Genomic DNA, 14,021 nt, shown 5'->3' on the forward strand with positions numbered 1-14,021 from the left:
TCGTCATTATCACACGTCAGTCGAAAGACGTCAAGACTTGCCGCCTAGCCGTTCGACGAGTTTCGTCCGGCGCACCGGTTCCTCTTCCCGTGTCGCTGCCTCGAGCGCACGCACGTCCCCGAACAAGAGCAGGCTCTTCTTCGCCCGCGTGACGGCCGTATAAATTAAGTTGCGCGACGAGCGGAAGCCACCGTTAAAGAAGACGGGCATGAGCACGATCGGGAACTCGGACCCTTGCGACTTATGGATGGTGATGGCGTAGGCGTGGGTGAATTGGTCCCATTCGCTCCGGTTATACTCGACCTCGGTTTGATCGAAACGGATATAGATTTTATCGACCTTGTCGACGTTTTCTTTGGCGTAAAAGATATTCGTGATTTCGCCGATGTCGCCGTTGTAGACGTTCTCCTCGGCATTATTGACGAGTTGGAGCACTTTATCCCCGTTTCGATACGTCCGGTTGCCGTGCTTCACTTCCCGGGCAGCCGATTTCGGATTGAACACGTTTTGGAGCGCCTCGTTCAACCCGTCGATGCCGCAAATCCCACGGTACGTCGGCGCGAGCACTTGGATGTCGAACGGCGAATAGCCTTTCCGGAGCGCGGCCCCTGCCATTTGGCAGATGGCCTGCAGCGCCGTCTCTTGGTTGGCCGTGTAAAAACGACGGTCCGGCAGTGCCGCCAGTAAATCGTCTGGCATTTGTTTCGCGTTGAGCGCGTGCGCCAGGCGCAGGATGCTCGACTCGGACGCCTGCCGATGGACGACATCGAGCCGGACGACCGGGATGCCTTCGGTCGCCATCAAATCGGCGAGCACTTGGCCAGGTCCGACCGAAGGCAATTGATCGCGGTCCCCGACGAACAGAATCTTCATCCCGTTCGGCACAGCCCTGAGCAGGCTGCGGAACAAGAAGATGTCAATCATCGACGCCTCGTCGACGATGAGCACTTTTCCGACGAGCGGATTCGTGTCATCGACTTGGAACGAACTGCCGTCAAATTTGAGCAACCGGTGAATCGTCGAGGCCGGCAGCCCCGTCGACTCGCTGAGCCGTTTCGCGGCCCGTCCGGTCGGTGCGGCCAGCACGAACGGGAACGGCTGGTTCTGCACCGGCTCGAGTTTCCAATCGAACACGTCGCTGAGCGCATGGATGATGCCGCGGACGACGGTCGTCTTCCCGGTACCCGGTCCACCGGTGAGGACCATGAGCGGCGACTTCAAGGCGAGCTCAATCGCTTCCCGTTGCTGTGTCGCATACTCAATCGAGAACATCTCTTCGACGCGTCCGACCGCATCAAAAATCGTCGTCATATCGACGTCTTCTGTCGTCGAGGTCGACATGATGCGGGCAAGTTCTTCGGCCGCTTTTTGTTCGGCCCGGTAGACACGCGGATGATAGACGACACCGTCTTCGACGATGACACGTTCGTCATTCGCGAGCGTCTCGAGCGCCGAGACGAGTGCCTCACCCGGGTCGCCGCCGATGATGCGCGGCATCTCGTTCGCGAGTTGGTCGGCCGTGACGAACAAATGCCCGTTGCCTTGCTCGAGCTCAAGGACGTATAACACGGCCGCAGCAATTCGCTCGGGATGAATCCCTTGAATCCCGAAGTGGGCGGCGATAGCATCGGCCGTCTTGAAGCCGATTCCAGGGACGTCATACATGAGGGCGTACGGATTTTTTTCAATCGTCTCCATCGCCCGTCCCTCATATTCTTTATGAATCTTTGAGGCGAGGCGCGGCGTCACGTCGAACGGCGCCAAAAACAAGAGCAACTGGTCGACGCCATATAAGACGTTCAACCGCTCAGTGATGACGCGGGCCTGTTTCTCTTTCAACCCGTCGACGTTCGACAGAAGGCTCGGATGCTTGACGATTTGATCGATGCAGTCGTCTCCGAGTGCATCGGCAATCTTCTGGGCCGTCTTTTGGCCGATCCCGGGGAACGAACCGTTCGTCAAAAAGCGGACGGCGGCGCGCTTCGTCATCGGGACGACCCGGCGAATCCACTCTGCTTTCATCTGTTTCCCGAACCGGGGATGGTCGACGAGTCGGCCGTGCGCCTTATACGTCTCGCCTTTCTCAATACCGACGCCGACGCCGGCGATGACCATCTCGGTCTCGTCTGTCTCAAAATTCTTTTCTTTTATACGTACGAGCGCGATCGTGTGCGCTTCTTCTTCCGATTGAAACAGGACGCGGATGACTTTTCCTGTCAACTCGTAAGGTGCTGCCATCATTCGAGCCACCTCCAGCTAGTTTTCCATCCCCCATTATAGCCCGAGTTGAAACGATAGGACAAATCGCCTAACTGAACAAGTTGAGGATGCGCTCGAGTTGGTCGAGGTCGACCCGTTCGAGGATCCGAATCAGTTGATCGACGTCGATTCGGTTCAAAATCTGTTCCAGCTGTTCCAAGTCTACATTCTCGAGCAACCGCTCGAACCGCTCCAGTTCGCCCGAATTGACGTAGCCTTCGAGCCGCTCGAACAATTCGGTCCGTTCGATGCGGAACAGTTGCTCGAGCGATGGCCGCTGAATCAACAAGATGAGACCTGCGGCAACGACATGGACGCCCCAATTGAGCACGACATGACCGAGCCGCACCGTCTGTCCGACGAACGGGATGAGTGGGATGAACGACAGTTGCAACACGATGATGACGAGCTGGACGTATGGATTCGGGATGAACCAAGCCACAATCGCGAGCAGGGCCGGTACGACCCAGGCCACCCCGACCGTCCCGAGCGTTACAGACCAAGACCGTTGGGCCGACAACACCCAGTGCATAAGGACACCAACCACGAAGAACGTCGCAAATAAAAGTAACAGGACAGTCGTCGCCCGCTCCGACTCGACGACGACACGTAACAACAGATTATTCGTCCATTCGCCCGTCGCTAAACGTTCGTCGATGGCGGCAAACAGACGACCGAGCATGAACCATTCGATAATCAAAAAGACAAGGACACTGACCAGACTGATTAAGCGCATACACTTCTCCCCTCTCAATTGTTATCTCATTTCCCGAACAATCGGACGGCTATGCACGTTTTTCGTCGAATCAAAGCGGGAACTGTCGGAGTGAACCTATGAAGGAGGGACTATGTATGACGAAACGTATTCCAATTAGTGGCTTGTGTGAACTCGTGTTAGAAGTAACCGATATGGAGGCAGCGGTCGACTTTTGGCACGGCAAACTCGGACTGCCCGTCGTCGAACAATGGGTCGGTGACGATGCCGAGCCGAGCGAAGCGCAAGAACAGGCGGACGAACCGTGGGCGACGTGGCTCTATGTCGGCGGGAACACCCGTCTTGGTCTCTGGCTGAAACGTGATTTCACATCGGAAGAAGAATCGAATCGCCAAGAGGACGTAACCGAGTGGGACACACTCTATGATGAGGGCGGTGCCCACGTCCACTGCGCGTTCTACGTGCCGATGGACTCGTTCGATCAAGCGCTCGAGGTGTTAGAGGCGTCAAACATCCCGACGAAACTCCGGACGTGGGACGAAGACGAGACGGTCAATGGCAAAGAGCGTTCGGCCTACTTTAAAGACCCGAGCAAAAACGTCATCGAGCTGTATACGAAAAACATGGACGAGGCGTATGAGAAGTTCGGCGGCGAGCCCGTGAAAATCACGACGAAACAACTCTGATTCACGTATACGCTCGACAACCCAACATGATATGATGAGAGAAAATGGAAAAGGTTGTGCTCTATGCGTTTCTTCCCACTTCTGATCATGATTGGGTTAATCCTACTCACATTCGGACTCTATTTCGTGTTCGATGCGTTTCCTACACTCGACCGGCCGACTTCGTTTGCAGCGTTGTCGTTTTTGTCATTCGGCGCCATGTTGCTTATCGTAACGGACGGAATACGTCGGGCCAAATCAGGAACGGGCGTCATATGGAGCTATATCGCGCTCGCCGGTATGTTGTTCGTGACGATGTTTAATATTTCGGTTTGGATTATCGGGGAGGTGTCGGCATGACGCTTATTCTCCCAACATGCATCACCGGTTTTTCATACGGCGACTGCCCCACCCCCGAATTTGATGATCGAAAATTCAAAACGGTTTGTTTCGATTACGCCCGTCAGAAAGGTGGAACGTGCAGCATCATCCTTGGGGACTCGGTCACTCCGAACTATGACCAAGCGACCATCACCATCCAAGGACGCAGTATCTATGTGTTGCTCAGCAGAGTGTTTCCAATTATCGGCATCTCAAAGCTCGAACCATTCCAGTATGCATTCATCGATGTACCTGAGCTGACCGACTTGTTTTCTGACACTTACCAGATTCCAACGGCGGCGGAGCTGAACGAACAGTTCGATGTGACGCTGCAGCCGTTATTAACCGAGGCAGAGCGGAATCAAATCGAATATTGGGAGCCAAAGACGATTGGTAACGTCATCTTCCATTACTGGGACTAACGAAAAGCGCCTCTCGCAAAAACTGCGAGAGGCGCTTTATTCATTCAATTGCCGAGCAACTCATCCATTTTCGCTTTCGCGTCAAAGGCGAGCGCATGATCCGGTTGCAACTCGAGCACACGCTCAAGTTCAGCGTACGTCTTGTCCTGTTCACCGAGGAAGGCGTAGGCAATCGCCAAATTGTAGCGGGCGTCCGTATGGCTCGCGTCAAGGTCGAGCGTATGCTCGAGCGCTTCGACGGCCAAGTCGAGTTGTTCGTTCTGTGCGAGCGCGAGCCCGTACTGGAATGAAATCTCGACGTCTTCCGGCGCCTGCTTCATCGCCTCGCGGAGACGTGGCAACGCCCGGACGAAGTCGCCCATCGCCTTGTACGTCAAGCCGAGCATGAAGTGCAGGTCGGCATCGTCCATTCCGGCCAGGAGCGCCTGACGAAGCGAAGCCTCGGCCAAGTCGAGCTGTTCGAGCTCATAGGCGAGCGCCCCCTTCGCATAGTGGGCCGCGCCGAACGCGTTGTCGAGTTCGAGCGCCTTATCGTAAAAGACGACGGCCCGTTCATGGTCACCGATCGCTTGCAGGAGCGTACCCATATTGACGTAACCAGTCGGGTCGGTTGAGTCCGCTTCGATGGCAGCGTTGAACTGCTTGGCCGCCTGTTCGAACTCACCTTGTTGCATCGCTTGGATGCCTAATTCGTTTGCGTTCAAAATCATCACCTCATCCGATATAGTCGAGTCTTTTTCCGTTTCGATACGCTTCGTCAATCGTCGCACCGCCGAGGCAGATGTCGCCATCATAGAAGACGACCGCTTGGCCTGGTGTGATGGCGCGTTGCGGCTCATCAAATTTCACGAGCACTTCGCCATTTTCAAGTGGTGCGATCGTCACAGGTACGTCTTGTTGACGGTAGCGGAATTTCGCCGTCGCCCGGAATTCACCTGTTGGGACGGCACCTGTCCATGACAGCTTCGAGGCGAGCAGCGCGTCCGAATAGAGCGCGTCATGATGGAACCCTTGGCCGACGTAGAGGATGTTTTCTTCGACGTTTTTGCCGACGACGAACCATGGGTCCCCGTCGCCGCCGATGCCGAGGCCGTGGCGTTGACCGAGCGTGTAATACATGAGCCCGTCATGGTTTCCTTTTTGTTCCCCATCGAGCGTCTGCATGATGCCTGGTTGTGATGGCAAATACTCCGAGAGGAACTCTTTGAAGTTTCGCTCTCCGATGAAGCAGATGCCCGTCGAATCTTTTTTCTTCGCTGTCGCGAGTCCCGCTTCTTCGGCGATGACACGGACGTCTTTCTTGTCCATATGACCGATCGGGAACATCGTCCGCGCGAGTTGGTCTTGTGACAACTGGTTCAAGAAGTACGTTTGGTCTTTATTGTCATCTTTCCCACGAAGGAGTCGATGCTCACCGTCGACATACTCGACCCGTGCGTAGTGCCCGGTTGCGACAAAGTCGGCACCGAGACGAAGCGCGTGATCGAGGAACGCCTTAAACTTGATTTCCTTGTTACACATGACGTCCGGGTTCGGCGTCCGTCCGAGACGGTACTCGGCCAAGAAGTATTCGAATACGCGGTCCCAATATTCTTTCTCAAAGTTGACCGCGTAATAAGGGATTCCGATTTGGTTCGCGACCGCGATGACATCTTCATAGTCTTCGGTCGCCGTACAGACACCGTTCTCGTCCGTATCATCCCAGTTTTTCATAAAGATTCCGATGACGTTATAGCCCTGCTCTTTCAGCAGATGGGCCGTCACCGATGAATCGACGCCGCCTGACATCCCGACGACGACCGTCGTCTCAGCAGGGGTTTTTGTGCGTAAGTTCATTCGTTATCTCACTCCGTTCGTGAATGTCGAGACGACCTCAGAGAGTCGTTCGGCGAGCCGTTCCACGTCTTCGACCGAGTTGCCGTGTCCAAAGCTGATGCGGACGGACTGTTTCGTCCGTTCCGACGTCCCGAACATCGCCGTCAATACGTGTGACGGTTCGATCGACCCGGCCGTGCAGGCACTGCCGCTCGAGATGGCAAAACCGCGCATGTCCATCATGATCAGGAACGGTTCGAGCTCGATGCCCGGGAGATACAAGTTGACGATGTGCGGCAAGCGATTCGCCCCGTTCACGTCATACTCGACTCCAAGTTCATCGAGTCGCCCGAAGAGCGCCTCAGCCATTTGCTGATACGTGTTCAACCGTTCGGCCCGTTCGATTTTGGCCAGTTCGGCCGCTTGTTGGAACCCGACGGCACCCGGAACGTTTTCCGTGCCGGCTCGACGTTTCCGTTCTTGTTGTCCTCCAAAAGAACGCGTCGCTAATTTTACACCTGTTTTCATAAAAAGAAAACCGATACCTTTCGGGCCGTTGATTTTATGGGCCGAGGCCGACAATAAATCGACACCGAGCGCCTTGACGTCAATCGTTTCCGTGCCGAGCGCTTGGACCGCGTCCGTATGGAAATAGGCCTGATGGTCGGCGAGGAGCGCCCCGATTTCCGCAATCGGTTGCAATGTGCCGACCTCGTTGTTGCCGTACATGACCGAGACGAGAATCGTATCGTCCCGGAGTGCGGATCGGACTGATTCAAGCGTCACCGCACCCGTCGCGTCGACATCGAGATACGTCACGTCGAAGCCTTCCCGTTCGAGTTGCTCCATCGCGTGCAGGACGGCGTGGTGTTCGACTTTCGTCGTAATCAAATGTTTGCCTTTAAGTTGATTCGCGTACGCCGCGCCGAACAACGCATAATTGTCCGACTCGGTCCCACCCGACGTGAAGACGATCTCGTTCGAGGTCGCCCCGATCCACGTGGCGAGTGTTCGGCGTGAAGCGTCTAACGCGGCGCGGGCCGTCCGTCCGATGCCGTGGATGCTCGACGGATTGCCGTATTGCTCGAGCAAATACGGCGTCATCGCCTCGAGCACCTCCGGACGCATCGGCGTCGTTGCGGCATGATCAAAGTAGTTCATGTTCGTTCACCTCACCTTTAAATATAGAACATATAGCCGTCTGAATCTTCTTCAGCAAGATCGGCGAGTGTCGTCTCTTCGAGCACTTTCTCGATCGCGGCTTTGATTTTATCCCATAGCTTCCGTTTCACGGCGTCATCTGCCTCTGAATCTTCGACGATCGTGAGCGGGCCTTCGAGCAGACGGATGATTTCTCCAGCCGTGATGTCCGTCGCCGGTTTGACGAGCTGATAGCCGCCATACGCCCCGCGCACGCTCTTGACGAGACCACCGTTGCGGAGTGGACCGATCAATTGCTCTAAGTAATGTTCCGGCAGTTCATGCCGGGCCGCAATCTTTTTCAAGCTGAGCGGTTTGTTGTCGGTTTCCCTGGCCAGTGCAATCATGATCGTCAATCCATAACGACCTTTTGTAGATATTTTCATCTTCATGTCTCCTTCTGCTATACTAATCGAACAAACGTTTGTCGAAAGGAATGTGTACGTATGAGTGATTTATTTCAGCAATCGAATAGCGGACCGCTCGCCAACCGAATGCGGCCGGAAACGTTAGACGAAGTCATCGGTCAACGCCACATCATCGGCGAAGGCAAGCTGTTGCGCCGGGCCATCGAAGCCGACCGCCTCGGCACAATCATCCTGTATGGACCGCCGGGAACGGGCAAGACGACGCTCGCCCGCGTCATTTCAAACTATACGAAAGCAACGTTCGTCCAATTGAACGCCGTCACGGCCAAACTTGATGAACTGCGAAGTGTCATCCGTGAGGCCGAGTCCCGATTCGACTTCGAACAAGAACGAACGATTTTATTTTTAGACGAGATTCATCGTTTCAATAAATTGCAGCAAGACGCCCTGCTCCCGGCACTCGAGGCCGGAAAGCTCATCTTGATCGGGGCGACGACCGAAAACCCGAGTTTCGAGGTCAACGCGGCGTTGCTGTCGCGCGCGACCGTATTTCGGCTCGAACCGCCTGGACCAGACGAACTTCGTGTCGTTTTGGAACGGGCTCTAGCTGATCAAAAAGGACTTGGCAATTATCCGGTCAAGATTGAGGAAGCCGCCGTGGACCATTATATCAAAATGGCGGACGGTGACTACCGCGTGCTGTTGAACGCGCTCGAACTGGCCGTGTTGACGACACCCGAGATTGACGGCAAAATCGACATCACGCTCGAAGTCGCCGAAGAGTCGATTCAACAAAAAGCAATCAAGTACGACAAGACGGGCGACCGGCATTATGACGTCATCTCGGCGTTCATCAAGTCGATTCGTGGCTCAGACCCGGACGCGGCTCTATACTGGCTCGCCGTCATGATCGAGGCCGGTGAATCACCGCGCTTCATCATGCGCCGGCTCTACGTCCATGCGGCCGAAGATATCGGGCTCAGTGACCCGAACGCGCTCGTCATCGTCGATGCGGCCGCCCGCGCGAGCGAACATGTCGGTTTCCCGGAAGCGCGCATCCCGATGGCACAGGCCGTCCTTTATCTTGCGACGGCACCGAAATCGAACGCGGTCATCACCGCCATCGACAAGGCGATTCATCACGTCCGTACCGTCGAGGGCGGTCCGGTCCCGGTCCATCTCCGCGACGCCCATAGCCCGGGTGCCCGTGAGCTCGGCAACGGTGCCGGCTACAAATACCCGCACGACGAGAAAGATGGCTACGTCCCGCAAAACTATTGGCCAGAGAATTTGGCCCGGAAACGTCCTAAATATTATACACCGACGAGCCGTGGCTTCGAGCAACAGCTGCAAAAACGGCTCGACTATTGGGAAAAACGACGCTGACTCTGATGAGCCGGCGTCGTTTTTTCATTTCTGGATGCGGTTGATCTCGACACCCGCTGTCTCGAGCATTTGATTGATGACATAGCCCGCAGCGACGAGGCCTGCGACCGACGGGACGAACGCGTTCGAACTCGGCGGCATCTTCGCTTTACGGATCGGGGCATCTTTCTTCCCGACGACCTCGTTCACGTCTTCGCGTGTCACGATCGGTGACTCGTCCGAGAAGACGACCGGGACGCCTTTATGGATACGCTCTTTACGGAGACGTGTCCGGACCATCTTGGCGATCGGGTCGTACGTCGTATCCTTGATGTCGACGACTTTGATGCGCGTCGGGTCCATCTTGTTGGCCATGCCCATGCTCGAGATGACCGGGATGCCCCGGCGTTTGCACTCGACGATCAAATGAATCTTATAGATAATCGTATCCGAGGCGTCGATGACGAAATCGAGGTCTTGGGCGAAGAATTCTTCGAACGTCTCTTCTGTATAGAACATTTTCAGTTTGACGAGCTCGAGCTCCGGGTTGATGTCGAGGAGACGTGTTCCCATCGCTTCGACTTTCGGTTGCCCGACCGTCGACAAGAGCGCGTGGATTTGGCGGTTGACGTTCGTGATGTCGATGTCATCCTTATCGACGAGGACGATGCGTCCGACTCCGCTCCGGGCAAGTGCCTCGGCCGCGAACGACCCGACACCGCCGACACCGAGGATGGCGACCGTCTTACCTTTTAATGCTTCTAAACCTTCTTGACCGATGGCCAACTCATTACGTGAAAACTGGTGTAACATACTCTTCCTCCAAATGAATCCTATTTTCTCACACTATTTTACTCGGAATTATAATCAAAAAAAAGACGTCTAGCGACGTTTTTACAATAAAATCGATGGGACCCGGAGTGCCGTGACGATGCCCTGCTTTTGAACCTGCTTAAGCAGGTGGGTGACCTAGCGTCCCCTTCACAAGTCCTCCTGCACGTGATGAGGCAGTTGATCTGGATGGCAGTTCGGTCTCCCGTATTCAAAGTGTTGGCTCAAAATAACGAAGGCGGCTCTCGTACACCTCAGGTATCCCATCTGTTGCCCTTACTATAGCACTGTCTGTAAAAAGAAGTCAATCAGAAACGATGACTTCTTATGACAGTTTCGTCACAACCAGCTGTTACGAAACGCACCGGTCGGGTCGTACGTATCTTGTTGCCGTGTGACGTTGAAACGGCGATCTCGCGAGTCGTTGCCGACGCCGGCTTGGTATGCCCAATTACCGGTATTGCTGGCAACATCATAGTCGATCAGCATCGATTCGAAATACGATGCGCCGATACGCCAGTCCTGCCCGAGCTCTTTCGCAAAATAGCTCGCGACGATTTGACGCCCCCGGTTTGACATCCATCCCGTCGCGTTCAATTCGCGCATGAACGCATCGACGAAGTCGACGCCCGTCTCTCCCGCTTGCCAACGCCCGATGACGTCATCGTCCACGCGCCATGTCTTCTGTTTCGAACGGATGCCTTGGGCGCGGAACAGTCGTTTCCCTTGCTCGAGGGCGACCCATTGGAAGAACTCGCGCCAGAGCAGCTCGAAATAGAGCCAATACGTCGACTCGTTCGCCCCGTATGACCGCTCATGTTGCTCGAGCTCGTGCAGCACCCGGCGCGGTGACAACGAGCCGTTGGCAAGATAAGCCGACAGTTTCGATGAGTCGTCGACCCCGAAGCCGTTCCGTGTCTCTTTATACGTCCGGACCGGACCGGCCAAATATGCCGCGAGTCGCTCTCGCCCCGCCCGTTCCCCGCCTCGAAACGGAAACGCAGTCCGTGCGTCATATCGCGGCTGTTCATAAGCGACCGGAAAATCGACGGCATACGGTTCCTTCGCAGGTGAGCGCTCAATCAAGCGGTCCGGTCTTGCATCGGCTTCCATCGCTTTCCGAAATTCGGTGAAGAGGAATGGCAGTTTCTCGAACGGAATCTCGTCGCGTGGATAGAGCGTGAACCCGTCGAACGCTTGACAATCACCCCGCCACGCGTTCATGACCTCACGTTCGCGCCTCCGTTCGTTATAGCCGATCGACCGTTGGAACAACAGGCGGTCAGTCGGTTCGAACATGTCGAGCGGATGACCGACATGGACGAAGAGCGGGATGCCGAGCGCTGCAAGCGTACCGGCCAAGTCGTCGAGTGACTCGTTCAAAAACTGAAGTCGCCGTGGGCCGAGCGGCGTATGGCCGAACCGGTTTTCAATGAGCTCTTCTTGTGGAATGATGTAGTGACCTTCAATCGGATCGTCATGCCGGAGCGCCTCCTCGAGCGGACGATGGTCGTCGACCCGTAAATCATTTTGATACCAGATAATCGTCTTCATATAGTTCGCCTCCTCCCCTCATTATGGAACATGAATCCCGGTGTTCGCTTAGACGAAACTGTACGAAACATGTTTTCATTTCTGGAACGGGTGGAATATACATCATTAGAACAGAAAGGGGTGCAGCAACATGGCTAGAAAAGGTAAATTTGGTACACTCATTAAAGTCGCGACGGCGGTCGCACCGTTTGTCTACGATTATTATAAAAAGAACAAAGCAAAAAAAGCATCGACACCTAAAAAGTGAGCCAAGCGCTTCGGACCTCGTCCGAGGCGTTTTTTTCTTGTCGTGAAACCAGATATGATATGATGATGGAACATTTTAGGGAATCGAGGCGACCATCATGCACGCGGTATGGGTACAATCTTTACGAATCAGTTTGAAGTGGGCGTTATTCATGGGTGGTCTATTCTTGCTCGCCCTCGGATCTTCGATGATGATCACGGCCGATCTCGGCGTATCGACATGGGACGTGCTCCATCTCGGGCTCGCCCGTCACACCCCGATTTCTGTCGGGACGATCATCTTGCTCGTCGGTCTCCTGCTCGTCTTCTGCAAGTACATACTGGACCGGATTCGGCCCCAGTTCGGGACGCTCGTCAACGCCGTCTTCGTCGGCGTGTTTATGAACTTGATTCTCGACCATCAGTGGTTGCCGCAACTTGACGGCATCGCACTCAATATCGCCTGGCTTATCCTTGGCATCTTCGTCATCGGGATGGGTGCCGGCTTGTACGTCGCCATCGGCTATGGGGCCGGCCCACGGGACGGGTTGACGCTCGCTTTGGCCGACCGATTCAACACATCGGTCCGTATGATGCGGACATGGATGGAACTGACGGCTTGCCTCATCGGTTGGGTGCTCGGCGGACCGGTCTTTTTCGGAACGGTGCTGTCAATCTTCTTGATTGGCCCGTTCTTCCAGTTTTGGCTTGAACAGTTCCGGCGCCTCGTCTCGGTCATCGACCGGGCGAAAGTGGCCGCTTGAACTACCCCCACCTACGCTTCGCTTGGAGGTGGAGGATTCCTGGGTGATCCGGTCTGACGACCGGAACCTGATCAGGCTAGCCCCGTCGTCCCGACGGTTGAGGAGACCAGGATGCGCTCGGCCTCGCGTTTGAGGTTCAGTCCTGCGTTCACATCGCGGTCGTGATGGGTCCCGCAACCCGGGCATGTCCACTCGCGCAGACCGAGATGCTTCACGTCTTTGTGTCGATGGCCGCAACTCGAACAGAGCTGGCTCGAGGCGAAGGTCTTCCCGACCTTCACGACGGTCTTGCCGTACCAGTCCGCCTTGTATGCGAGCATGCGGAAGAACTCCGACCAACTGACATCGGAGATCGCTTTGCTGAGCTTGCGGTCCTGCTGCATGTGCTTCACCTGCAGGGTCTCGATGCCGATGACGTCGTGGTTTTTGACGATCTCGGTCGACACCTTGTGCAAGAAGTCGGTGCGCTTGTTGGCGATCTTCTCATGGATGCGGGCGACCTTCCGCTTCTGCTTCTGGTAGTTCTTGGCCTCGGACAGCTTGATGTTCCGGTTCAGGGCGATGAGCCGACGCCGCGACAGCTTGCGTTGCTCGCGCGCCAGTCTCTTCTCGAGCGAACGGAAGTAGCGGTCGTTTTGGTACACCGTGCCGTCGGACAGGACGGCAAAATGCTTCAGGCCTACGTCGACGCCGACCGAGGAGCCGGTCTTCGGCAGCTCGTCGACCTCCTGCTCGACGCAGAGGGAGACGAAATGTTTGCCCGAGGCGTTGCGTCGGATCGTGGCGTTCAAGATGCGGCCCTCGACCTTCCTCGAGTTGGCGAACCGGACCCACTTCAGCTTCGGGAGTTTGAGCTTGTTCCCGACGATCGACACCTCAGGAAGTTGAGACTTGCCTTGGATGTTCGTCTTGTAGGATTGGACCGGGTTCCGTTTCGACTTGAACCGGGGCCGTCCGTTCTGCTTCTTGAAGAAGCGGTCATACGCCTCGGCCAGGTGCTTGACGCTCGCTTGGACAGAGGTGCTATCGACCTCCCTCAGCCAGTCGAACTCTTGCTTCAAGGCAGGGATTTTTTTCGAACAGGAACCGTAGGACAGTCCTTCTCCTGTCGCCTCGTAGGTCTCTTCCCACTTCGCTAGAAAATGGTTGAAGACGAAGCGGGAACAGCCGATCGTCTTGGCGATCAGGATCTCCTGCTCCGTTGTCGGGTAGATCCGGAATCGATACGCTTTTTGCTTCAACATGATGTTCACCTCCTCTAGGTATTTATACCCAAAAGAGAGGGTGGCGATTCATTGCCCACTTTCACTGGGGCTTCGCCCGTCACGTTTAGAAGTGGGCGTATTCTCGCCTAATTTTGATAAAAAAGAGGCTGGGACATAACTAGCCAGTTCTAAAGTATTTCAATCAAAAAGAGGGGTCCGGTCACCGATTTTCGGTGACCGGACCCCTTCTTT

14 protein-coding genes and 1 other RNA gene are annotated in these 14,021 nt (G+C 55.4%); 5 read left to right on the forward strand and 10 right to left on the reverse strand.

Going from position 1 to position 14,021, the window contains the following annotated elements; genetic code table 11:
- Positions 1–30 precede the first annotated feature (30 nt).
- Together recD2 and KNP95_RS07845 are read right to left on the reverse strand one after the other, a co-directional pair.
- On the reverse strand, positions 31–2,238 hold the full coding sequence (gene recD2 / locus KNP95_RS07840) for an SF1B family DNA helicase RecD2 (protein ID WP_251138507.1): 2,208 nt from the start codon (positions 2,236–2,238) through the stop codon (positions 31–33).
- Between the two features lie 70 nt (positions 2,239–2,308).
- Entirely contained in the window at positions 2,309–2,995 is a 687-nt protein-coding gene (locus KNP95_RS07845) for a magnesium and cobalt transport protein CorA (RefSeq protein WP_214836421.1), read from the reverse strand.
- Between the two features lie 116 nt (positions 2,996–3,111).
- Between KNP95_RS07845 and KNP95_RS07850 the strand changes: the two genes are divergently transcribed.
- From KNP95_RS07850 to KNP95_RS07860, 3 genes are all read left to right on the forward strand, one after another.
- Positions 3,112–3,660: a VOC family protein gene (locus KNP95_RS07850; RefSeq protein ID WP_251026141.1), complete on the forward strand. Its 549-nt coding sequence runs from the start codon at positions 3,112–3,114 to the stop codon at positions 3,658–3,660.
- A gap of 63 nt (positions 3,661–3,723) precedes the next feature.
- Positions 3,724–3,999, forward strand: a complete 276-nt coding sequence (locus KNP95_RS07855; RefSeq protein ID WP_214836423.1) for a hypothetical protein — start codon at positions 3,724–3,726, stop codon at positions 3,997–3,999.
- Positions 3,996–4,442 carry a hypothetical protein gene (locus tag KNP95_RS07860; RefSeq protein ID WP_214836426.1) on the forward strand — a complete coding sequence of 149 codons (447 nt, stop codon included), beginning with the start codon at positions 3,996–3,998 and terminating at the stop codon, positions 4,440–4,442. Before KNP95_RS07855 ends, KNP95_RS07860 begins: the two co-directional genes overlap by 4 nt.
- Positions 4,443–4,486: 44 nt before the next feature.
- On the opposite strand, the gene KNP95_RS07865 is transcribed toward KNP95_RS07860, so the two are convergent.
- The 4 genes from KNP95_RS07865 to cymR are packed head-to-tail and all read right to left on the reverse strand — an operon-like array spanning position 4,487 to position 7,843.
- Complete coding sequence (locus KNP95_RS07865) at positions 4,487–5,152, reverse strand: tetratricopeptide repeat protein (RefSeq protein WP_214836429.1); 666 nt, start codon at positions 5,150–5,152, stop codon at positions 4,487–4,489.
- Between the two features lie 4 nt (positions 5,153–5,156).
- Positions 5,157–6,278, reverse strand: coding sequence for a tRNA 2-thiouridine(34) synthase MnmA (gene mnmA, locus KNP95_RS07870; protein WP_021066922.1), 1,122 nt, complete (start codon positions 6,276–6,278; stop codon positions 5,157–5,159).
- A 3-nt stretch (positions 6,279–6,281) separates the two neighbouring features.
- On the reverse strand, positions 6,282–7,418 hold the full coding sequence (locus KNP95_RS07875; RefSeq protein ID WP_214836432.1) for a cysteine desulfurase family protein: 1,137 nt from the start codon (positions 7,416–7,418) through the stop codon (positions 6,282–6,284).
- Between the two features lie 17 nt (positions 7,419–7,435).
- The gene (gene cymR, locus KNP95_RS07880) at positions 7,436–7,843 is read right to left on the reverse strand and encodes a cysteine metabolism transcriptional regulator CymR (RefSeq protein ID WP_058763254.1); all 408 of its coding nucleotides are present in this window, start codon (positions 7,841–7,843) and stop codon (positions 7,436–7,438) included.
- Between the two features lie 60 nt (positions 7,844–7,903).
- On the opposite strand from cymR, the gene KNP95_RS07885 reads away from it, so the two are divergent.
- Positions 7,904–9,211, forward strand: coding sequence for a replication-associated recombination protein A (locus KNP95_RS07885; protein WP_214836436.1), 1,308 nt, complete (start codon positions 7,904–7,906; stop codon positions 9,209–9,211).
- Positions 9,212–9,235: 24 nt separating this feature from the next.
- On the opposite strand, the gene KNP95_RS07890 is transcribed toward KNP95_RS07885, so the two are convergent.
- The 3 genes from KNP95_RS07890 to KNP95_RS07900 form a co-directional block, all read right to left on the reverse strand.
- A complete protein-coding gene (locus tag KNP95_RS07890; protein ID WP_021066918.1) occupies positions 9,236–10,003 on the reverse strand; it encodes a tRNA threonylcarbamoyladenosine dehydratase in 768 nt (255 codons plus the stop codon).
- A 95-nt stretch (positions 10,004–10,098) separates the two neighbouring features.
- Positions 10,099–10,285, reverse strand: a non-coding RNA gene (gene ssrS, locus KNP95_RS07895) — 6S RNA.
- A gap of 75 nt (positions 10,286–10,360) precedes the next feature.
- Positions 10,361–11,575 (reverse strand): DASH family cryptochrome, encoded by a 1,215-nt coding sequence (locus tag KNP95_RS07900; RefSeq protein ID WP_214836438.1) that lies wholly within the window; start codon positions 11,573–11,575, stop codon positions 10,361–10,363.
- A 344-nt stretch (positions 11,576–11,919) separates the two neighbouring features.
- Between KNP95_RS07900 and KNP95_RS07905 the strand changes: the two genes are divergently transcribed.
- Positions 11,920–12,564 (forward strand): YczE/YyaS/YitT family protein, encoded by a 645-nt coding sequence (locus tag KNP95_RS07905; protein ID WP_214833812.1) that lies wholly within the window; start codon positions 11,920–11,922, stop codon positions 12,562–12,564.
- A 71-nt stretch (positions 12,565–12,635) separates the two neighbouring features.
- Here KNP95_RS07905 and tnpB read toward each other — a convergent pair whose 3' ends face one another.
- Positions 12,636–13,808 (reverse strand): IS200/IS605 family element RNA-guided endonuclease TnpB, encoded by a 1,173-nt coding sequence (gene tnpB / locus KNP95_RS07910; protein WP_214836440.1) that lies wholly within the window; start codon positions 13,806–13,808, stop codon positions 12,636–12,638.
- Between the last annotated feature and the right edge of the window lie 213 nt (positions 13,809–14,021).

This window comes from Exiguobacterium sp. s36 (assembly GCF_018618345.1).
Lineage (GTDB): Bacteria > Bacillota > Bacilli > Exiguobacteriales > Exiguobacteriaceae > Exiguobacterium > Exiguobacterium chiriqhucha.